Source organism: Neorhizobium huautlense (assembly GCF_030811685.1).
Lineage (GTDB): Bacteria > Pseudomonadota > Alphaproteobacteria > Rhizobiales > Rhizobiaceae > Neorhizobium > Neorhizobium huautlense_A.
The window spans coordinates 88,049-106,326 of record NZ_JAUSRF010000005.1 but is presented as its reverse complement, the minus strand read 5'-3'; the positions used below and the strand labels follow the sequence as shown (position 1 = coordinate 106,326).

At 59.6% G+C, this 18,278-nt stretch carries 17 protein-coding genes; 12 read left to right on the top strand and 5 right to left on the bottom strand.

What is annotated here, in order from left to right:
* Window position 1 precedes the first annotated feature (1 nt).
* The 5 genes from J2T09_RS08985 (at window position 2) to J2T09_RS08965 (ending at window position 4,623) form a co-directional block, all read left to right on the top strand.
* The gene (locus tag J2T09_RS08985; RefSeq protein WP_112727605.1) at window positions 2-880 is read left to right on the top strand and encodes an ABC transporter permease; all 879 of its coding nucleotides are present in this window, start codon (window positions 2-4) and stop codon (window positions 878-880) included.
* Window positions 877-1,680, top strand: a complete 804-nt coding sequence (locus J2T09_RS08980; protein WP_306833426.1) for an ABC transporter ATP-binding protein — start codon at window positions 877-879, stop codon at window positions 1,678-1,680. The genes J2T09_RS08985 and J2T09_RS08980 overlap by 4 nt, the downstream gene beginning before the upstream one ends.
* On the top strand, window positions 1,677-2,585 hold the full coding sequence (locus J2T09_RS08975; RefSeq protein ID WP_306833423.1) for an ABC transporter ATP-binding protein: 909 nt from the start codon (window positions 1,677-1,679) through the stop codon (window positions 2,583-2,585). The genes J2T09_RS08980 and J2T09_RS08975 overlap by 4 nt, the downstream gene beginning before the upstream one ends.
* 143 nt (window positions 2,586-2,728) lie before the next feature.
* Window positions 2,729-3,547 (top strand): MetQ/NlpA family ABC transporter substrate-binding protein, encoded by an 819-nt coding sequence (locus tag J2T09_RS08970; protein WP_306833422.1) that lies wholly within the window; start codon window positions 2,729-2,731, stop codon window positions 3,545-3,547.
* 26 nt (window positions 3,548-3,573) lie between these two features.
* A complete protein-coding gene (locus J2T09_RS08965; RefSeq protein ID WP_306833420.1) occupies window positions 3,574-4,623 on the top strand; it encodes a lipoate--protein ligase family protein in 1,050 nt (349 codons plus the stop codon).
* 162 nt (window positions 4,624-4,785) lie between these two features.
* Here J2T09_RS08965 and J2T09_RS08960 read toward each other — a convergent pair whose 3' ends face one another.
* The 5 genes from J2T09_RS08960 to tssH form a co-directional block, all read right to left on the bottom strand.
* Window positions 4,786-5,442, bottom strand: coding sequence for a peroxiredoxin (locus tag J2T09_RS08960; RefSeq protein ID WP_306833418.1), 657 nt, complete (start codon window positions 5,440-5,442; stop codon window positions 4,786-4,788).
* Between the two features lie 150 nt (window positions 5,443-5,592).
* The gene (locus J2T09_RS08955; RefSeq protein ID WP_306833415.1) at window positions 5,593-5,910 is read right to left on the bottom strand and encodes a contact-dependent growth inhibition system immunity protein; all 318 of its coding nucleotides are present in this window, start codon (window positions 5,908-5,910) and stop codon (window positions 5,593-5,595) included.
* Window position 5,911: 1 nt separating this feature from the next.
* Window positions 5,912-6,790, bottom strand: coding sequence for an RNase A-like domain-containing protein (locus J2T09_RS08950; RefSeq protein ID WP_306833413.1), 879 nt, complete (start codon window positions 6,788-6,790; stop codon window positions 5,912-5,914).
* A 79-nt stretch (window positions 6,791-6,869) separates the two neighbouring features.
* Window positions 6,870-7,346 (bottom strand): Hcp family type VI secretion system effector, encoded by a 477-nt coding sequence (locus J2T09_RS08945; protein ID WP_306833411.1) that lies wholly within the window; start codon window positions 7,344-7,346, stop codon window positions 6,870-6,872.
* Between the two features lie 39 nt (window positions 7,347-7,385).
* Window positions 7,386-10,169, bottom strand: a complete 2,784-nt coding sequence (gene tssH, locus J2T09_RS08940) for a type VI secretion system ATPase TssH (RefSeq protein WP_306833409.1) — start codon at window positions 10,167-10,169, stop codon at window positions 7,386-7,388.
* Between the two features lie 233 nt (window positions 10,170-10,402).
* Between tssH and tssA the strand changes: the two genes are divergently transcribed.
* The 7 genes from tssA (at window position 10,403) to tssF (ending at window position 18,257) form a co-directional block, all read left to right on the top strand.
* Window positions 10,403-11,473 carry a type VI secretion system protein TssA gene (tssA, locus tag J2T09_RS08935; RefSeq protein ID WP_306833408.1) on the top strand — a complete coding sequence of 357 codons (1,071 nt, stop codon included), beginning with the start codon at window positions 10,403-10,405 and terminating at the stop codon, window positions 11,471-11,473.
* A gap of 89 nt (window positions 11,474-11,562) precedes the next feature.
* Window positions 11,563-12,075 (top strand): type VI secretion system contractile sheath small subunit, encoded by a 513-nt coding sequence (gene tssB, locus J2T09_RS08930; RefSeq protein ID WP_306833406.1) that lies wholly within the window; start codon window positions 11,563-11,565, stop codon window positions 12,073-12,075.
* Between the two features lie 129 nt (window positions 12,076-12,204).
* Window positions 12,205-13,686 carry a type VI secretion system contractile sheath large subunit gene (gene tssC, locus J2T09_RS08925; protein ID WP_306833403.1) on the top strand — a complete coding sequence of 494 codons (1,482 nt, stop codon included), beginning with the start codon at window positions 12,205-12,207 and terminating at the stop codon, window positions 13,684-13,686.
* Window positions 13,687-13,765: 79 nt separating this feature from the next.
* Window positions 13,766-15,157, top strand: a complete 1,392-nt coding sequence (gene tssC / locus J2T09_RS08920; RefSeq protein WP_306833884.1) for a type VI secretion system contractile sheath large subunit — start codon at window positions 13,766-13,768, stop codon at window positions 15,155-15,157.
* A complete protein-coding gene (locus J2T09_RS08915; RefSeq protein ID WP_306833400.1) occupies window positions 15,154-15,981 on the top strand; it encodes a type VI secretion system accessory protein TagJ in 828 nt (275 codons plus the stop codon). The genes tssC (J2T09_RS08920) and J2T09_RS08915 overlap by 4 nt, the downstream gene beginning before the upstream one ends.
* Entirely contained in the window at window positions 15,974-16,483 is a 510-nt protein-coding gene (tssE, locus tag J2T09_RS08910; RefSeq protein ID WP_306833398.1) for a type VI secretion system baseplate subunit TssE, read from the top strand. Before J2T09_RS08915 ends, tssE begins: the two co-directional genes overlap by 8 nt.
* Window positions 16,476-18,257 (top strand): type VI secretion system baseplate subunit TssF, encoded by a 1,782-nt coding sequence (tssF, locus tag J2T09_RS08905; RefSeq protein ID WP_306833396.1) that lies wholly within the window; start codon window positions 16,476-16,478, stop codon window positions 18,255-18,257. Before tssE ends, tssF begins: the two co-directional genes overlap by 8 nt.
* Window positions 18,258-18,278: the final 21 nt, after the last annotated feature.

Here is an 18,278-nt window from a genome sequence, read left to right as displayed (position 1 = left end):
GATGAAGACTTTGCTTCGAAACCGCAAGGCGCTTGTGGGGCTGGCAATCATCGCCACCATCGCCATTCTGGCGATCGCCGCACCTCTGCTCACCGAATACAACCCCGCCACCCGCACCGGCCGCCCGCATCAGGCGCCGTCGATGGATCATATCCTCGGAACGACGCGCATCGGGCAGGATGTGTTTGCACGCGTACTCTATGGCGCGCGCACCTCGCTGATGGTCGGTTTTGGCGCGGGCCTGCTGATCACACTGGTCGGCACCGTGCTTGGCATCGTCGCCGGTTATCGCGGCGGCAAGACCGACGAGGTGATCAGCTTCTTCACCAACATGGTGCTCGTCGTGCCGAACCTGCCATTGCTGCTGGTGCTCGCCGCCTTTATCGGCCAAGCAAGCCCAGTGGTGATCGCGCTCATTCTCGGTGCCACCTCATGGGCATGGGGCGCGCGGGTGACGCGGGCGGAAACGCTTTCGGTAAAGCAGAAGGATTTTGTCAAATCCGCCGAGATGATGGGTGAGCGGCAATGGCGCATCATGGCATTTGAAATCTTTCCGAATGTCATCTCCATCGTCGGCATCAACTTTATCGGCAGCGTGATTTTTGCGATCATCACGCAGGCGACGCTGGAATTTTTGGGGCTCGGCGATCCGCGTGCAATCTCCTGGGGCAACATGCTGTTTGCAGCCCAAAAGGCATCGGCGCTTTCGGTCGGCGCATGGTGGGAAATTCTCACGCCGTGTTTTGCCCTCGCCTTTCTCGGCATCGGCATGTCGCTGTTAAATTTTGCGGTCGATGAAATCGCCAATCCGCGCCTGCGCACCGGCAACAGGCTCGGGCGCTGGTCGCTTCTCGTGCGCAATGGGGAGGGTCGCCTGTGAACCAGCCTTTGTTGTCCGTCAAGAACCTGACGATCGACTATATCGGTGACGAGACCGATTTCCGTGCCGTCGACAATGTCAGTTTTGATGTCGCGCCCGGCGAAGTTTTTGGCCTTGCCGGCGAATCCGGCTGCGGCAAGAGCACGATCGCCTTTGCCATCAGCCGCCTGCACCGACCGCCGGCGCTGATCCGCACGGGGAGCGAAATCCTGCTTGATAGCCGCGAGGTGCTCGACCTTAACCCACAAGAACTCGCCGCATTTCGCTGGCGCGAAGTGGCGATGGTGTTTCAGAGCGCGATGAACTCGCTCAATCCGGTCCTGCGTGTCGAAGCGCAGTTTTACGACGTATTGAAAACCCACCTCGGCATGACGAAGGCGCAGGCCCGCGAGCGTACCGCCGAAATGCTGAAACTGGTCGACATCAACCCCGACCGCATGCGCGATTATCCACACCAGTTTTCCGGCGGCATGCGCCAGCGTATCGTTATCGCCATCTGTTTGGCACTTGGGCCGAAAATGGTTGTCATGGACGAACCGACAACGGCGCTCGATGTCGTGGTGCAGCGGGAAATCCTGCAACGCATCAACGAGTTACGCAAAAAACTCGGTTTTTCCGTGCTGTTCATCACCCACGATCTCGGGCTGATGGTGCAGTTCTGTGACCGCATCGGCATCATGCTGGGTGGCAAGCTGGTGGAGCAGAACACGGCGCAGGCCATCTACCGGACGCCGCAGCACGACTACACGAAAAAACTCTGGGCATCCTTCCCGTCGCTGCATGGAGGTGTTTTGGCATGAGCGAGACCATTCTGGCGCTGGACGATGCCACCAAGACCTTTGGCCATGGCGCTGCCACCGTTTACGCTGCGCGCAACATTTCAATTGCACTGAAGGCCGGGCGCGCACTGGCTTTGGTGGGAGAATCCGGCAGCGGCAAGACCACATGCGCGCGCATGGCGATGCTGGAATATCTGCCCAATGCCGGCCGGGTTTTGTTCAAGGGCCAGCCGATGCAGGATGCGGCGGCCAAGGAGATTGCCTCCTACAGGCGTTCCGTGCAGATGATCTTTCAGGATCCGTTCGCCTCGCTCAACCCGGCACAGACGATTGCCTATCACCTCAAACGGCCGCTGCAGCTACACCGGCCGGAAATCGGCAAGGCCGAAATTACCGCCACCATTCGCGAGCTGCTGCAACGGGTGAAGCTCGACCCCGACATCATCGCGCCAAAATATCCGCACGAGCTTTCCGGCGGTCAACGTCAGCGCGTCAATATTGCCCGTGCTCTGGCAGTCAAACCTGAAGTGATCGTCGCCGACGAGCCGACCTCGATGCTCGACGTGTCCGTGCGGCTCGGCGTGCTGAACCTGCTGAACGACATGAAGCGCGAGATGAACCTTGCGATGCTGTATATCACCCACGACATCGCCACCGCCCGTTTCGTGGCAGAGGATATCGCCGTGATGTATGCCGGGCAGATCGTCGAATGGGGCGCGACATCAGAGGTGATCGACAATCCGCAACATCCTTATACACGCCTGCTGCTTTCCGCTGTTCCCAACCCCGACATGCGTTTCGAGGATGGCGGCAGTGACATGCAGCCGGACCATGTGGATGCGGTGCGCAGCCTTTCAGCAAGAACCGACGGGGACCTGATCGAGGTGACGCCGCGCCATTTCGCAAGAGTGACGGCAAAAGCCTGAGCACGAAACGGCGTGACAAAAATCAAACTTGATAATTGCGGTTGACTTTTGTTGCCACTCGTAGAAAGCCACTCGCGACCTTGAGGCGAGGCATGCAGACATGCCATAGCCTGCCTCAAATCCTTTCGGGAGCGAGAACGGCGATGGCATCGACGACACTTTTCAACACCACAGTTTCAGGCCGTATCGGCGCACTCGTCGCCGGAATATTGACCCTGCTCATGGCAACCGGCACTTGCGCGCAGGAGACAAAACCGTTGCGCATCGCGCTCGCCACCAGCATTTCCAATCAGGCGGCAGAGATCGCGGCCGAGGAAGCGGAAGCCGAGGGGCTGAAGGTCGAACTGATCGAGTTCAACGACTGGAACACGCCGAACCGCGCCGTGGCCGACCGTGAGGTGGATGCCAATCTGTTTCAGCACGTGCCCTATCTGCAATTCACCAATGCCAATACCGGCAATGATCTTGTTGCCATCGCGCCCGCCTTCAGCACGCCATTCGGCCTGTATTCCAAGAAGGTGAAGACGCTGGCCGAGCTGCCGGACAATGCCGAGATCGTTTTTTCCGGCGATGCCGTCAACACCGCCCGTTCGCTGCTTCTGCTGCAGCAGGCCAAGCTGATCGAGCTGAAACCCGGCGTCGGCACCAATGCGACGCTGGAGGACGTGGTGAAATGGATCAAACCGCTGAAGATCACCTTGCTCGACGGCCCGCAGATTGCCCGTGCGCTGGATGATGTGGATGCCGCCGCGACCTACCCGACCTTTGCCAAGCTCGCCGGTCTTGATGCGTCTTCCGGGCTGATCTTCGAAAATGATCCGATCTATGCCTTCCAGTTCGTGACGCGGCCCGATATGCGTGACGACAAGAGGCTGCGACGTTTTGTGGAGATTTATCGCAACTCTGCAGCCGTTAAGGAAAAGCTGCGGTCGCTTTACGGGTCGATGGTTTCATTCCCGTAAGAAGATATTTGAACAGGAAGAACGCCATGCATGGTGAATACAAGGTCCAGGGCGGCAAGCTCGTTGTCGTCGATTTCGAAACAAGCGACGACCGCCTTTCCAACGTGCAGGTTTCCGGCGATTTCTTTCTGGAGCCCGCCGAAGCGCTGGCCGATATTTCCGGCGCGCTGGAAGGCCTGCCCGTCACCGTCAAGGTGGAAGACATCACGCTGGCGATCCGTTCAAAGCTTCGCCCCGGTGCGGAAATGATCGGGTTCAGCCCGGAAGCGGTGGCGATTGCGGTCCGCCGTGCTCTCGGCGTGACCGTCACATGGCGCGATTACGAATGGCAGATCATCGAGGCACCGCCGCAGCGCCCGGCCATGCATCTGGCGTTGGATGAAGTGCTGGCCCGCGAAGTGGCGGCCGGTCGTCGCGGCCCTTGCCTGCGCTTCTGGGAATGGGAACGCCCGGCCATCATCATCGGCGGGTTTCAGTCGCTGCGCAATGAAGTGGATCTGGAAGCGGCAAACCAGTTCGGCGTCGAGACCGTGCGGCGTGTGACCGGCGGCGGGGCTATGTTTGTCGAACCGGGCAGCGCCGTCACCTATTCGCTGTATGCACCGACTGAGCTGGTGCGCGACATGAGCTTTGCAGACTCCTACGCCTTTCTCGACGACTGGGTTTTGAAAGCACTGAACGAACTGGGCATCGACGCCTTTTACAAGCCGCTCAACGACATTTCGAGTTCCAAGGGCAAGATCGGCGGCGCGGCACAGAAGCGCTTTTCGTCTGGCGCCGTGCTGCACCATGTCACCATGTCCTACGACATGGATGCGCAAAAGATGGTGCAGGTGTTGCGCATCGGCCGCGAAAAACTGTCCGACAAGGGCACGACCAGCGCCGTCAAGCGCGTTGACCCGCTGCGCAGCCAGACCGGCTTGCCGCGTGAGGAGATCATTCGCCGTATGAAAGAGACATTCGTTTCGCTGAACGGCGGCACGGCCGGCGGCATTTCGGAAGAGGAATATGCGGCGGCGGAGAAGCTGGCGGCGGAAAAGTTTTCGACCGAGGAATGGCTGCGGCACGTTCCTTGAGAAGGAAATGAGCTGAAGTTCCGTCGTTGACGGACGCCGAAGGTTCCTCCCTCCTCCGTCATCCTCGGGCCTGTCCCGAGGCTCTGATGAGCATCATTATCGGCGTGATTAGATCCTCGGGACAGGCCCGAGGATGACGAAAGTGCGTGATGGCCTGCTCGATCAAGCCGGCTGCTTGGTCTTGCGCAGATACGGCAGAACCATATCGAATGATCCGAAACGCTGGATGGCATCCTCGTTGGAAACCGCCGCAGTGATGATCACATCATCACCCTGTTTCCAGTTCGCCGGTGTCGCCACCTGGTGTTTCGCCGTCAGCTGGATACTGTCGATGGCGCGCAGAATTTCATCGAAATTGCGACCCGTTGTCATCGGGTAGGTGAGGACCAGCTTGATTTTCTTGTCCGGGCCGATGACGAAGACCGAGCGCACCGTGGCGTTATCTGCGGGCGTGCGGCCTTCCGAGCTTTCGCCGACGCCGGCCGGCAGCATGTCGTAAAGCTTGGCGACCTTCAGGTCCTTGTCGCCGATCAGCGGGTATTCGACATCATAACCGGTGGCGGTGCGGATATCGCCCTTCCACTTGGCATGGCTTTCGACCGGATCGACGGAAATGCCGATGATCTTGACGCCGCGTTTCTGGAACTCGCCTTCAAGCCCGGCCATCGTGCCAAGCTCGGTCGTGCAGACCGGCGTGAAATTTTTGGGATGCGAGAACAGAACCGCCCAGTTGTCGCCGATCCACTCGTGGAAAGAGATTGGCCCCTGGCTGGTATCGGCCTGAAAATCCGGTGCGATATCGTTGATGCGCAAGCTCATCTCGGTCCTCCTGTTTTGCAGACAAATAGATCGCAAAACCGGTTTGGAAAGGAGTTCGCACGTTCTGAATTGCGCGGCCGATGGAAAATAAACGCGCTTCATTCCGCAATGATCTTAGACGTATTTCGCAATCGCAAGGATGCGGTGCGCTCAGTCCAGATATTTCGTGTAGGCCGCCGGATCATCCAGCAAGACTGTCACCATGTCGAAAAACGCGCCGACGGACTGGCCTATTTCATCCGGCGTAAAATCATGCCCGAAACGCGATGCGAATTCTTCAGCAAGCCGGTTGTCGTATGTTTCAAGAAAACGCTGCATGTCGGACATGACCCCGGCACGTGTGGACGCATCGGCTTTGCCAGCAAACACGCTGATAGCTTCCGGCACGCTATCCGCTTCAAGATCCATGTCCTGATGCAGATAGCCGCCGATCATTTGAGCGAGAAAATGAAAATCCTGGCCAGTCATGTCAAATCGGGTAAGCGGTCAAAATGTAATGCGGCATACCATTATATGTTTCCCGCTTGAGGACAATCTTGATCTTGCTCAGGCGCTGCACCTGGCCCGATGCTCTTGCGATACCAAAGCCGACTTCCCTGCCGAACGGAAAATCAAGCACAAGGTTCGTATTGGCACCGGATTGCGCCCAGGACCGGATCGCATTCTTGTGGACCTGAAGTCCGCGTGTAATCGAGCGCTCGGCAATAGCCAGGTCATCGAAGGTCGAAACCATTGCCATAGGCCTGCGACTGGCCGCCGTATCGACGAGCCGCTGGCGCAGTTGTGCTTCCGTTCGACCGACATGCCGGGCAATCGTATGCCCGCCAAGCCGTGACGCCTGATTGGTAGCCTCGTGGCGCAGCAGGACAATCCGTCCACCGCGTATCGCGCCCGTCCGTACTGCGTTTGCAAGAAGTGCGCCGCCAACGGGCACCATGATTTCTGCTGCAAGACCGGCGTTTCGCGCAGCACCCGGTGAAGCGCCCAGGTTCTCGGCCAGCGCACTGACGCCGCGATCCGTGAACGAACGCACGTCCTTGCCGGTCCATATCTGTTTTCCACCCGTGATGCATTGATCGACCCCATGGGCACCGAGTGCCACACCGCCGACCTTGGTCACCATGGTGGGTTCGGGCGCCAGAAGCAGTGCTCCCGCGCCAATCAGTTCGCCGCCGCAACCCAGCAACCGCAAACCGCCGATCAGACGGTTGCCCAGCGTGCCGCCCGGCTCAAGGTCTTCATTTTCGAGAACGGCCGCAAGTTGAGCCGCCGAAAGGGCGATCTTCAGGCCCTCATCCGGTTCATCATTTTCTGCACTTCCCGTTCGCGTCGCTGCCAACCCGGACATTGTTCGCCTCATCATCAACCAAAAGGGGAAATGGAAGGCGCCGGCGGAAAACCGCCGGCACCGGCCTTGTCGAAAAGGCTTAGGCGGCCTTGGTGGTCGCGAGATCGTAGGAAGCGATCATCGGCGACTGCGGCTGCTGCTGTTCGTCGAACGGGGTGTACTTCACTTCGAGCTTGGTGAAGTTCAGCTTGATGGTTTCGACCGGACGGTCACCGTTCGAGTCGATCGAATAGCTGGCGATCAGCGTGTTGGTCAGCAGATATTCGATGTAGGTTTCGCCCGGGTTGCCGGTCGTGACCAGGTGGATGGTGGCGCGCTTGCCCTGACGGCCCGAGCACGCTTCCTGGAACAGCTTGGTCGACGAGGAATCGCTGACCTTGGTGAGGATGACTTCCGAAATGGTCGGCTCGGAAGCTTCGCGGTTTGCGGCCGAACCGGCTGCAGTGTTCAGGTTACGCGACACGTTCCAGTGAATGGCTTCGATGTCCATCCACTTGCGGTGCTGCTCGTGCGTTGCGTCACCCTGAATACCGTCGATCTGGAGATAAATCGGCATGCTATCAGCTCCTGTTTAAAGGTCTTTGCCTAGTTGCGCCTAAGGCGTGGTTGCCTTTCGCGATCGTCCTGGGGCGCGTTTGCGTCCCCCGGCTTCTTCATCCGCCTGCCGACCCCGACCCCCGTCCGGCGCAGCGAATTCCTGTTGCGGCTTTGCGTCTTCGGCATCGATGCCAAAGTGCTGGCCGTCAAAATTGATTGTAATATGCTTGACCTTGCGGCCCTCGGTGATGACGTCGAGGAAGAAGGTCGAAAGAACCGGCAGCAGATCGCGAGCGATCATCACCTCGATGGCACGCGCACCCATCTCGCTGCTTTTCGCACGCGAAACCAATGCGTCCCGTGCTTCCGCAGACAGCGTCACGGCAGAACCGTAAGTACCGTTTACGCGCTGGCGGATGCGATCGATCTGAATATCGATGATGCCCGACAGCGTTTCCGCCGTCAGCGGCATGAAGGGCAGAACCGTGGTGCGACCGACGAAAGCCGGCTTGAAATGTTTTTGCAGCTCCGGCAGCAACAATTGCTCCAGCGCCTCGCCTTCCGGCATCGTGTCCGGATCTGCCGCCAGCGATGTCAAAAGCTCCGAGCCGGTATTGGCCGTCATGACAATCGTGGTGTTCTTGAAATCGATGTCGCGGCCTTCGCCGTCACGCAGCGTTCCCTTGTCGAATACCTGGTAGAAAATTTCCTGAACGCCCGGATGCGCCTTGTCGATCTCGTCGAGCAACAGCACGCCATAAGGCCGGCGGCGAACGGCTTCGGTCAGCACGCCGCCTTCGCCGTAACCGACATAACCGGCCGGAGAGCCGAGAAGCATGGAAATCTTATGCTCCTCCTTGAACTCCGACATGTTGATCGTGGTGAGATGCTGGCTGCCGCCATAAAACATGTCGGCCAGTGTCAGCGCCGTCTCGGTCTTGCCGGTGCCGGACATGCCGACCAGCAGGAAAACGGCAGGCGGGCGACGCGGATCGTTCAGGCCAGCACGGGCAGCGCGCATGGCGGCTGCGATACGGTCGATGGCGGCATCCTGACCGAGAACACGCTCCTTCAGGCGCGCATCCAGCGTCTTTACCGTTTCGACCTGATCGGTCAGCAGCTTGCCGACCGGTATACCGGTCCAGCGGGCGATGATGGTCGCAACCACATCGCGATCGACCACGCGCGGAATAAGCGGCGCTTCACCAGCCGTGACGGCAAGGCTGCGCTCGGCGGACACGAGAGCCGCACGCGCGCTTTCCGGCGTCATCGCCTGTGACGGGAACGGCGCGACATTGGCGGCGCCATCGGTCGCGGCATCATCTGCCAACAGTGGCGCCACTGCATTGTCTTCGGAGAACGCTTCTTCGAGGCGGTCCGCCTCGCGGGCCAGCTGCATTTCCTTGTCGTATTTTCCGGTGAGCGCTTCGATTTCTCGCGAAATATCCTCGCGCTCAGCCTTGATCTCGACAAGACGTGCGGCGGTTTCATCCGTCTGCGGCTCGGCTTCCAGCCAGGTGGCTTCCGCCTCCAGCATTTCGCTTTCGCTTTTCAGGCTTTTCAGCGCTTCCGGCACCGTCTGGCGTGCCAATGCCACAGCGGCGGCAGCCGTATCGAGAATGCTGATCGCCTTGTCCGGCAACTGGCGCGCGGGCAGATAACGCGCCGAAAGCTGCACGGCGGCGACGATTGCCTCGTCGCGAATGCGGACCTTGTGGTGAAGCTTCAGGTTTCCGGCCACGCCACGCAGCATGCGCACGGCGGTCTTTTCATCCGGCTCGTTGACGAGAACCGTCTGGAAACGACGGGTCAGCGCCGCATCCTTTTCGATGTAACGCTTGTATTCGCTCCAGGTGGTGGCCGCGATGGTGCGCAGCTCGCCACGCGCCAGCGCGGGCTTCAGGATATTGGCGGCATCGCCATTGCCCGCCTGGCCGCCCGCACCGATCAGGCCATGCGCCTCATCGATGAACAGGATGATCGGCTTGTCGGACGCCTTGACGGCATCAACGACGCCATGAAGGCGGCGTTCGAACTCGCCCTTCACACCGGCGCCCGCCTGCAGAAGGCTGAGATCGAGCAGCAGAAGTTTGACGTCCTTCAGACGTTCCGGCACGTTTCCGGCAACGATTTCAAGCGCGAAGGCTTCCGCCACGGCTGTTTTACCGACACCGGCTTCGCCAACGAGGATAGGATTGTTCTGGCGGCGGCGCATCAGGATATCGACGACCTGGCGCAATTCGCCATCGCGCCCGATGACCGGGTCGATCTTGCCGGAGCGCGCATCCTCGGTCATGTCGCGGGTATAAAGACGCAGGAATTCGTTGCCCTGGGACGCAGAAGCCGGCGCATTCAACGCCGGCTCCGATTGTCCGCCCGGTTCTGTCTGTGCCTTTTCCAGCAAGCCGTCGAGTTTCGCTCGGTTGAGCGAACGCAGCGACGGCGCAATACCGCGGGCGGCAACGCGCAGCGATTGATCCGCATTCAATGCGGACAGAAGATCGCCAAGAATAACGATGGAACGACCGGACTGCAGCGAAGCAGAAAGCCAGGCTTCACGCGCCAACGACAGCAAGTTCTGGGACAGCGCAAGTGACGCGCCGTCTTCCCGGCGTATATCGGAAATCGAAGCATCCAGTTCCGTACGCAAAGCCTCGGATGGCACGTCCAGTTCTTCGAACACGGCGGAAAATGCCGGCTGATCGAGCAGCGCACGCAACCAGTGGGCAATGTCCACGGCAGCATGCTGGTGACGCGCGGCAAGCGATGCCGCTGTCTCAAGACCGACACGCAGATTAGGCTCAAGCGTTCTGATCAGACGGTTGAGATCGATATGCGACATCAGGCAAGTCCTGTTTGCTGTTGGCTGTACGGTGCTCTTTTCGAGATGTCCGGCGACAACTAGGGCGATCATCTCACCTTGTCCAGTCGTAAAAATCCCCTATTTTTCGAAAAAGTATCTCATGTCTTCGTCATAAAATTGACACCTCTTGTCTGAGGTTGACAAGACGTTATATCGCCCAACATTATAGCCTTAGTTACGAAATACCTTATATAAACGGAGATAATCGTCGCGTGAATGTGCGCCAGATCGTAGATCCACTTGATGAAATGCGCCCCTGCGGAGAAAACGTCAGGGAAAGTACTTCTGCACGTCCAATATACTATAGAATTAAAGACGCCCGTAATGCCGCGAGAGCTGCAGAACGAGGAATAACACCGGGTGAGAATATTGGCTTGTCACCTATCTGGCAAGACGTAAGCAACCTTGGATTGCAGATTCTTACTTCAGAGAGTAAGGATGTAGAAGTATTAGCATGGGTTGCAGAAGCCCAGGTGCGACTGCGCGGCTTCGAAGGCCTGCGCGATGTCTACCAGTCCATCGTGTCGCTTTTGGAAAACTATTTCGACGACCTTCACTCGATCGGCGACGAGGATTTCGAGGAGCGTTTCAGCCCCTTTGCCGGCTTGAACGGTGTCGGGTCGGAAGGCACGATCATCCAGGCTATTCGTTTGAGTTCGTTGATACCGGGGGGAAAATTCGCACAGTTTTCGCTGTGGGATTTCCAGCTTGGCCAGCGACCCGGCGAAGACGATCGTCGCGAAGATCTGCAGCAGGCGGCGCTGGAAGCCGGTGTCGCGAATATGTCAGCGCATTTGCACGTTCTCATGGAGTGCATTTCCGCTTTTGACCGAATGGTAGAAATACTTGACGAGCGCTGCGGCAGGCAGGCTCCGCCGAGTTCGAATACACGCAATGTTTTGCAAGAGGCCGCATCGGCGATCCGCGTTCTGGCCGGCATCAGCGATGCAGAACCGGTGCAAGCGATTGAAATCTCTCCGGAAACCGGACAGACGGACGCTGCATCGGCAGCGCCCGCGGACGATCAGGCACGCACACGCCCGGTGACGGCCGACAGCATCCGCTCCCGTGAAGAAGCCTTCGAGCTTCTGATCGCGGTGTCGCGCTATTTCCGTCGCACCGAGCCGCATTCCCCCATTTCCATGTCGATCGAGACGCTGGTGCGTCGTGGCCGCATGGATTTTTCCGAGCTTCTTGCCGAGCTTTTGCCCGAACAGCATGCGCGTCACGCCGTGTTGACGGCCGCCGGCATTCAACCCTCCACCGAAAACAGAGGGGGTTGAGAAGATTTAATTGCAATCGGGCCTTGTCCGATTGGCTTACGCAACAATCTGAATTCGTAATTTTGCCGATGGCATGAAGGAGACTTTTGATGGCAAGTGTACATGAAAAGCTGGAACGGGTTCGCAAGCCCCGCGTCCACATCAAGTACGAAGTGGAAACCGAAGGCGCCATGGTGGTGAAGGAACTGCCCTTCGTTGTTGGCGTTCTAGGTGATTTTTCCGGCAACCCCACCCAGCCGCTCAAACCGTTCGGCGAGCGCAAGTTCGTGCAGATCGACCGCGACAATTTCGATGACGTGATGCGCCGCATGACGCCGGGCCTGACGATTTCGGTCGACAACACCCTGCAGGGTGACGGCACCCAGCTTCCGGTTTCGCTGAAATTCGAAAGCATGGAAGATTTCGAGCCGGGTTCGGTGGTCAATCAGGTTCCAGCGTTGAAGGCCCTCCTCGACGCCCGCAACGAACTGCGCGATCTGATGAGCAAAGCCGACCGTTCGGAAGAACTGGAACGTCTGCTCGAAGACATTCTGCAGAACAAGGCCGATCTTTCCCAGCTCGTTGCCCAGCTTGGCGGCGACAAGAAAGACGCCGTCAACTGAGTGCCGGCGGTGCGCGGCAACGGACGAAACGCCGGTCGCGCATCAGAAAATGCCCGTCTATTTGTTTTGAGTATCGCCCAATCCCGGACAAACCTTCCGGCGCGCTGCTCATAAAAAAGGATTTGAGACATGAGCGCTGACACGCAAGTGCAAAGGAAGGAAGAGGCCGGTTTTGTTGAGGAACAGAACCTTCTTTCCCAGGTCGTCGCGGCGACCCGCCAGACCGAACCGAACCGTGCGCAGGACCTGCTTCGCACGCTGACCGACCAGGCCCTCAAGGGAACAGTCACCTATGACCGCAACCTGACGATCACGCTCAACAACGCGATCGCCGAACTCGACAAGACGATCTCCACCCAGCTTGCCGCCATCATGCAGGCTCCGGAATTCGTCAAGCTCGAGGGCACATGGCGTGGCCTGAACTATCTGGTCAAGAATTCCGAGACCAGCGTCAACCTGAAGATCCGCGTGCTGAATGCCTCCAAGCGTGACATCAGCCGCGACCTTTCCAAGGCGGTTGAATTCGACCAGTCGCGTCTGTTCAAGTCGATCTACGAAGACGAATTCGGTACGCCGGGCGGCGAACCGATGGGCGCCATTATCGGCGATTACGAATTCGACAATTCGTTCGATGACGTGCAGACGCTACAGGGCGTTTCGATGATCGCAGCGGCCGCCTTCGCGCCGTTCATCTCGGCCGCCAGCCCGCGCATGTTCGGCTTCGATGACTACCGCGAGCTTTCCAAGCCGCGCGACCTCGAAAAGATCTTTGAAACAGTCGAATACGCCAAGTGGCGCAGCCTGCGTGACAGCGACGACTCGCGTTTTGTCACGCTTGCCATGCCGCGCGTTCTGTCGCGCATGCCCTATGGTCCGAAGACCAACCCGGTCGACGATTTCAACTATGATGAAACCGGCGGCTCGCAGACGGGTGAACTGCCGCACGAAAACTATTGCTGGATGAACGCGGCCTATGTGATGGGCACGCGCCTGACCGACGCCTTTGCCAAGAGCGGCTGGTGCACGGCCATCCGTGGCGCGGAAAACGGCGGCAAGGTCGAAAACCTGCCGATGCACGTTTTTGCCAGCGATGACGGCGATCTGGACCTGAAATGCCCGACCGAAGTCGGCATTACCGACCGTCGCGATGCCGAACTCGGCAAGCTCGGCTTCCTGCCGCTATGCCACTACAAGAACACCGATTACGCCGTGTTCTTCGGTGCACAGACCACCCACAAGCCAAAGCTTTACGACCGTCCGGAAGCAACGGCCAACGCCGCGGTTTCGGCCCGTCTGCCCTACATGATGGCCACTTCGCGTTTCGCCCACTACCTCAAGGTCATGGGTCGCGACAAGATCGGCTCCTTCATGGAAGCGGAAGATTGCCAGAACTGGCTGAACCGCTGGATCTCCAACTACGTCAACGCCAATGACGATGCCGGCGAAGAATCGCGTGCGAAATATCCGCTGCGCGATGCCAAGGTGACCGTGCAGGAAATTCCGGGCCGCCCGGGTTCCTACAATGCGGTGGCCTGGATGCGTCCGTGGCTGCAGATGGAAGAACTGACGACCTCGCTGCGCATGGTCGCCCGCATTCCTTCCAAATCTTAAAACCTGACGACACGCGCGGCGAATTTCGCCGCGCGTCTTCTCCTTTTTTCATTCGATATTTCGGCAAAACATAATGACCATGGGTTCCAGCACAGAATGGCGGCGCCGGGCGGACCAGTTGATCTCGTTGATAGACGAGGCGCTGAACGTTCAGGTTAACGCGATCCTGCACCACCCTGATTTTCAGGCGATGGAGGCACGGTGGCGCGGTATTGCCATGCTCGTGCGCGAATCCACCCGTGGCGGTGACGTCAAGATCAAGCTTTTGAGCCTGAGCTGGAAGGAACTGGCGCGCAGCATGGAACGCGCCCCGGATTTCGACCAGAGCCATCTGTTCGAGCTGATCTACAGCCGTGAATTCGGCATGCCGGGCGGCGAGCCTTACGGGCTGTTGGTCGGTGATTACCATTTTTCCCACGAGGAACCGAAGGGCGGCGATCCGGTCAGCACGCTGACGCAGCTTGGCATGGTGGCGGCTGCCGCCTTTTGTCCCTTCGTGGCCGGTGCCTCGGCCGGAGCGCTGGGGCTTGAGGATTTTCAGGAACTCGGCCGCGTGCAAGATTTCTCCTGGCTGGCGAGCGACCCGACCCGCATCCGCTGGAACGGTCTTCGCGCACGCGACGATTCCCGTTTTCTCGGCCTCGTAGCACCGCGTATCCTGATGCGCGCGCCGTTCGAACCGTTTGCCCGCCATCGCGACGACCGCTTTCCCTTCCGCGAGGAGATTGCCGAGGATGGCAGTTCGCTTCTGTGGGGCAATGCGGCCTTTGCCTTCGCCACCGTGGTCATCCGCAATTTCATCGATTCAGGCTGGTTTGCCGATATCCGTGGCGTCACGCAGGATGCCATTGATGGCGGCATGCTGAGCACGTCGGAACTGGCACCTTATGATTTCGGCACCGAGAGCGAAGGCCTGTCGGCGCAGGCGCCGGTGGAAATTCGCCTGACGACCGGCCAGGAACAGCAGTTCTGCGAACTCGGCATCGTGCCGGTCGCCACCACCTATCTTTCGGCATCTGCCATCTTCAACTCCAACCAGTCGATGCATGCGCCGCAGCATTATTCCAACGAAAATGCCCGCCAGAACGCCCGCATCGCCGCCATGCTGCAATATGTGCTCTGCGCCTCGCGTTTCTCGCATTACCTGAAGGTGATCATGCGCGACGAGATCGGCCAGCTATCCGATGCGCGCTCGATCGAGCGGAAGCTGGAAGACTGGCTGACCGCCTACACGCTCGGAAACGACGATGCCGATCTGGCGCTGCGCACGCGTTTCCCGCTGCGTTCTGCCGGAATCACTGTGGCCGAGATCCCCGGCAAGCCGGGCACGTTCTCCTGTACCGTTCGTCTGCAGCCGCATTTCCAGCTCGACGACGTTTCCACCAGCTTCCACCTCATCGCCGAAACGATGAGTGGCAGCCGTACCGCTTCCGCGAATGAAGGTTCGCAACCCAGAAGGATGTCCGCATGACGCTGTCCGAAAGCATCGCCCGCCTGCTCAGCGAAAACGCTCTTGATGAGGCACTCGATGCAGCCAAGGCGCACCTGAAAGCAAAACCGTCCGATCAGGACGCCCGCAATCTCTATATCGACCTGCTTGTTCTGGCAGGCGATTACGAGCGTGCCGACAACCAGTGCGGCCTCGCCGTCACGTTTGCGCCGGATGCGACGATGGGCTTTGCGCTTTTACGCAACGAGTTGCGCGGCATGGCTGCCCGCAATGCATGGTATGAAACCAGCGCCGTGCCGGAATTTCCGCAAGGCCCGAGCGAACTCGACAAGCTGGCCGTCAAGGTCGGCATCGCCCACCGCGAAGGCAATGGTGAAGAGGCTGTCGCAGAACTGCAGCGCCTCGAAGAACTGCGCGGCGAACGCGCCATCATCATGAACGGCAAGCGCATCGACGATTTCCGTGATCTCGATGACCGCACGCCGCATGCGCTGGAAGTGATCATGACCGGTGGCGCCTATCTGTGGATCGATTTCGCCAAGATCGCCGAATTGACCATCGAGCCGATCGCCCGTCCGCGTGATCTCGCCTTCCGCCGTGCCGAACTGTCGTTGATCGACGGTGCTGTCGCGCCCGTCCTGCTGCCGGCCATCTATCATGGCACCGGCACGGATGACCGACTGCGGCTGGGCCGCGAAACCGAATGGGTGGAGGAGCCAACCGGCATCACCACCGGCCGCGGCCAGCGCTCGTTCCTCGCCGGTGACGATCTGGCCTCCTTCCACGACACGGAAAGCCTGGAAACGGCGACGGTCGATGCTGCCCGCGAGGTTGCGCATGGTTGACCCGCTGGAGCGCTATCGGCCGCGTGACCGCGTTCTGTCCCGGTCCATTCTGGACCGGCTGATCGACGACGCGCCCGATCGCGACTTCGACCCGCCGGCAAGCGTGACAGATCAGACCCGCCAGATGCGGGAAGCGATCCGTCGCGACCTCGAGTCATTGCTCAACACACGCCGCTGCCCCTCTGCCCCACCTTCCGAACTGACGGAGTTGAAGGATGCGCTGGTAAGCTACGGTCTCGACGGTATGGTGTCAGCCAATCTGGTCACGGACGAGGCAAAGCTTTCGCTTGCCCGCATGATCGAGCGCCGCATTTCCATGTTCGAGACGCGACTGTCGGAAGTGCGGGTCACGATCCTGAAAAGCCGGACGATGACCGAACGGGCGCTGCGCATGCGCATCCAGGCGAGCTTCCGCCTGCATGAAGGCATGCCGCCGATCAGTTTCGAATCCACCATTGATCCGTCCACACAGCGTTTCCTCGTGGAGGCGGCCAATGGCTGACGGTTTTCTCAATCGTTACAACGAGGAACTCGGTGCGCTGCGCAAGCGCGCCGCCCGGTTTGCCGACGCCTTTCCAAAGATCGCAGGCCGACTGCGCATGACCGGCGATGTCGCCGACGATCCGCATGTCGAGCGACTGATCCAGAGCTTTGCCTTTTCCGCAGCGCGTGTGCGCCAGAAACTCGACGACGAGTTTCCGGAACTGACCGACGGGCTTCTGGAAACGCTATACCCGCATTATCTCGCACCGCTGCCGTCGATGAGCATCGTGCGCTTCAATCCGAGCGACACGCTGGCTTCGGTGCAGACAGTGCCGCGCCACACCGAAATTCTGGCCGAACCGATCGGCGGCGAATCCTGCCGTTTCCGCACCACGCAGGACGTGGAGATGGCGCCGATCGAGATCACCGGCGCGACCCTTCAGGGTCAGCCGATCAATGCACCGCTTTCGCCATACAATGGTGTTGCCGGTTGTCTGCGGTTGTCGCTGCGCACGCTCGATGCCAGAAAGCCGTTCGGCGAACTGGGCATCGATCGCCTGCGCCTGCACATCCCGTCCGCCTGGGGCCAGGCGGTAGCGATCTACGAGCTTCTCGCCAACCACACGCTCGGCATCGCACTGGCCCGTCACGGCGACGACCGCAACCCGGTCTTCCTGCCGGCGCGCAATCTGAAATCGGTTGGCTTTGACGAGAAGGAAGCGATGCTTCCCTATCCGGCCCCGAGTTTTATCGGTTACCGCCTGCTGACCGAGTTTTTCGCGCTGCCGCAGAAATACCTGTTCCTCGATATCGAGGGATTGAGCGCCTGGAAGGATCAGGCGCTGGAAATCTTCATCTATCTCAAGGAAACCGATACCAAGCTCGAGCGCACGGTGTCCGCCCGCGATTTCGTTTTGAACGCGACGCCGGTCGTCAACCTGTTCCGGCAGACCTGCGAGCCGATTACGGTCGATGGAACTCGTACCGAATATCGGCTTCTGCCGGACGCCCGACGCCAGAAGACCCGTGAGATCTATTCGGTCGAGCGGGTTCTTCTGACCGGTTCGCGCGGACAGGAAGAACATTGCCAGCCGTTTTTCGGCCGCAGCCAGCGTGCCGGCAACAGCACCGCCTATTGGCAGGCCTATCGCCGCTTCGACGAGGAAGACGGCACGAGCGACATGGACATCGCCTTTGTGGATCGCGACCGACGGTTTGCCGGCCCGATCGACGCCGTTGCCGGTATCGACACGCTGTGCCTCAACCGCGAACTGCCGGAACAGCTGCCTTTCGGCGGCGGCCATCCCTTCCTGCAGCTGGCATCGGGTCATGAAGCGGTCTCGGGCGTGGAAGCGCTGATGCCGCCGACGCCATCCGTGCGCATGAACGATCAGGACGGCCGCAACTGGCGCCTCGTTTCGCATCTTCTGCTCAACCACCTGTCGCTGTTCGACAATGAAGGTGCGGCGCTGAAGGATGTGCTCTCGCTTTATGCCTTTCGCGACAGCCCGGAAACCAAGCAGCTGGTCGATGCACTGATCAAGATCCGCGCCGAAAGTTCGACAGCGCGTCTCGGAAGCGGTGGCATGGTACCGGGCACCGAGATCGCGCTGGAATTTGATCCGGCCGCGATCGACCGTCCGTCCGCCTATCTGTTCGGTGCCGTGCTCGACCGTTTCTTCAGCCTCTACACATCCGTCAACAGTTTCACACGACTGACTATTTCGATGAAAGGTCAGTCGAAACCGATTGCCCACTGGCCGGCCCGCGCGGCCGAACGCCCGCTGCTTTGAACGACAGAAAGGACCGCGATC

Coding starts and splice junctions, on each gene's coding strand:
- tssC (WP_306833403.1), top strand. CDS start 12,205: ATGAGCGCTGACACGCAAGTGCAAAGGAAGGAAGAGGCCGGTTTTGTT.
- J2T09_RS08985 (WP_112727605.1), top strand. CDS start 2: ATGAAGACTTTGCTTCGAAACCGCAAGGCGCTTGTGGGGCTGGCAATC.
- J2T09_RS08975 (WP_306833423.1), top strand. CDS start 1,677: ATGAGCGAGACCATTCTGGCGCTGGACGATGCCACCAAGACCTTTGGC.
- J2T09_RS08955 (WP_306833415.1), bottom strand. CDS start 5,910: ATGACTGGCCAGGATTTTCATTTTCTCGCTCAAATGATCGGCGGCTAT.
- tssH (WP_306833409.1), bottom strand. CDS start 10,169: ATGTCGCATATCGATCTCAACCGTCTGATCAGAACGCTTGAGCCTAAT.
- J2T09_RS08960 (WP_306833418.1), bottom strand. CDS start 5,442: ATGAGCTTGCGCATCAACGATATCGCACCGGATTTTCAGGCCGATACC.
- tssB (WP_306833406.1), top strand. CDS start 11,563: ATGGCAAGTGTACATGAAAAGCTGGAACGGGTTCGCAAGCCCCGCGTC.
- J2T09_RS08915 (WP_306833400.1), top strand. CDS start 15,154: ATGACGCTGTCCGAAAGCATCGCCCGCCTGCTCAGCGAAAACGCTCTT.
- tssF (WP_306833396.1), top strand. CDS start 16,476: ATGGCTGACGGTTTTCTCAATCGTTACAACGAGGAACTCGGTGCGCTG.
- J2T09_RS08945 (WP_306833411.1), bottom strand. CDS start 7,346: ATGCCGATTTATCTCCAGATCGACGGTATTCAGGGTGACGCAACGCAC.
- J2T09_RS08965 (WP_306833420.1), top strand. CDS start 3,574: ATGCATGGTGAATACAAGGTCCAGGGCGGCAAGCTCGTTGTCGTCGAT.
- tssE (WP_306833398.1), top strand. CDS start 15,974: ATGGTTGACCCGCTGGAGCGCTATCGGCCGCGTGACCGCGTTCTGTCC.
- J2T09_RS08970 (WP_306833422.1), top strand. CDS start 2,729: ATGGCATCGACGACACTTTTCAACACCACAGTTTCAGGCCGTATCGGC.
- J2T09_RS08950 (WP_306833413.1), bottom strand. CDS start 6,790: ATGTCCGGGTTGGCAGCGACGCGAACGGGAAGTGCAGAAAATGATGAA.
- tssC (WP_306833884.1), top strand. CDS start 13,766: ATGGGTTCCAGCACAGAATGGCGGCGCCGGGCGGACCAGTTGATCTCG.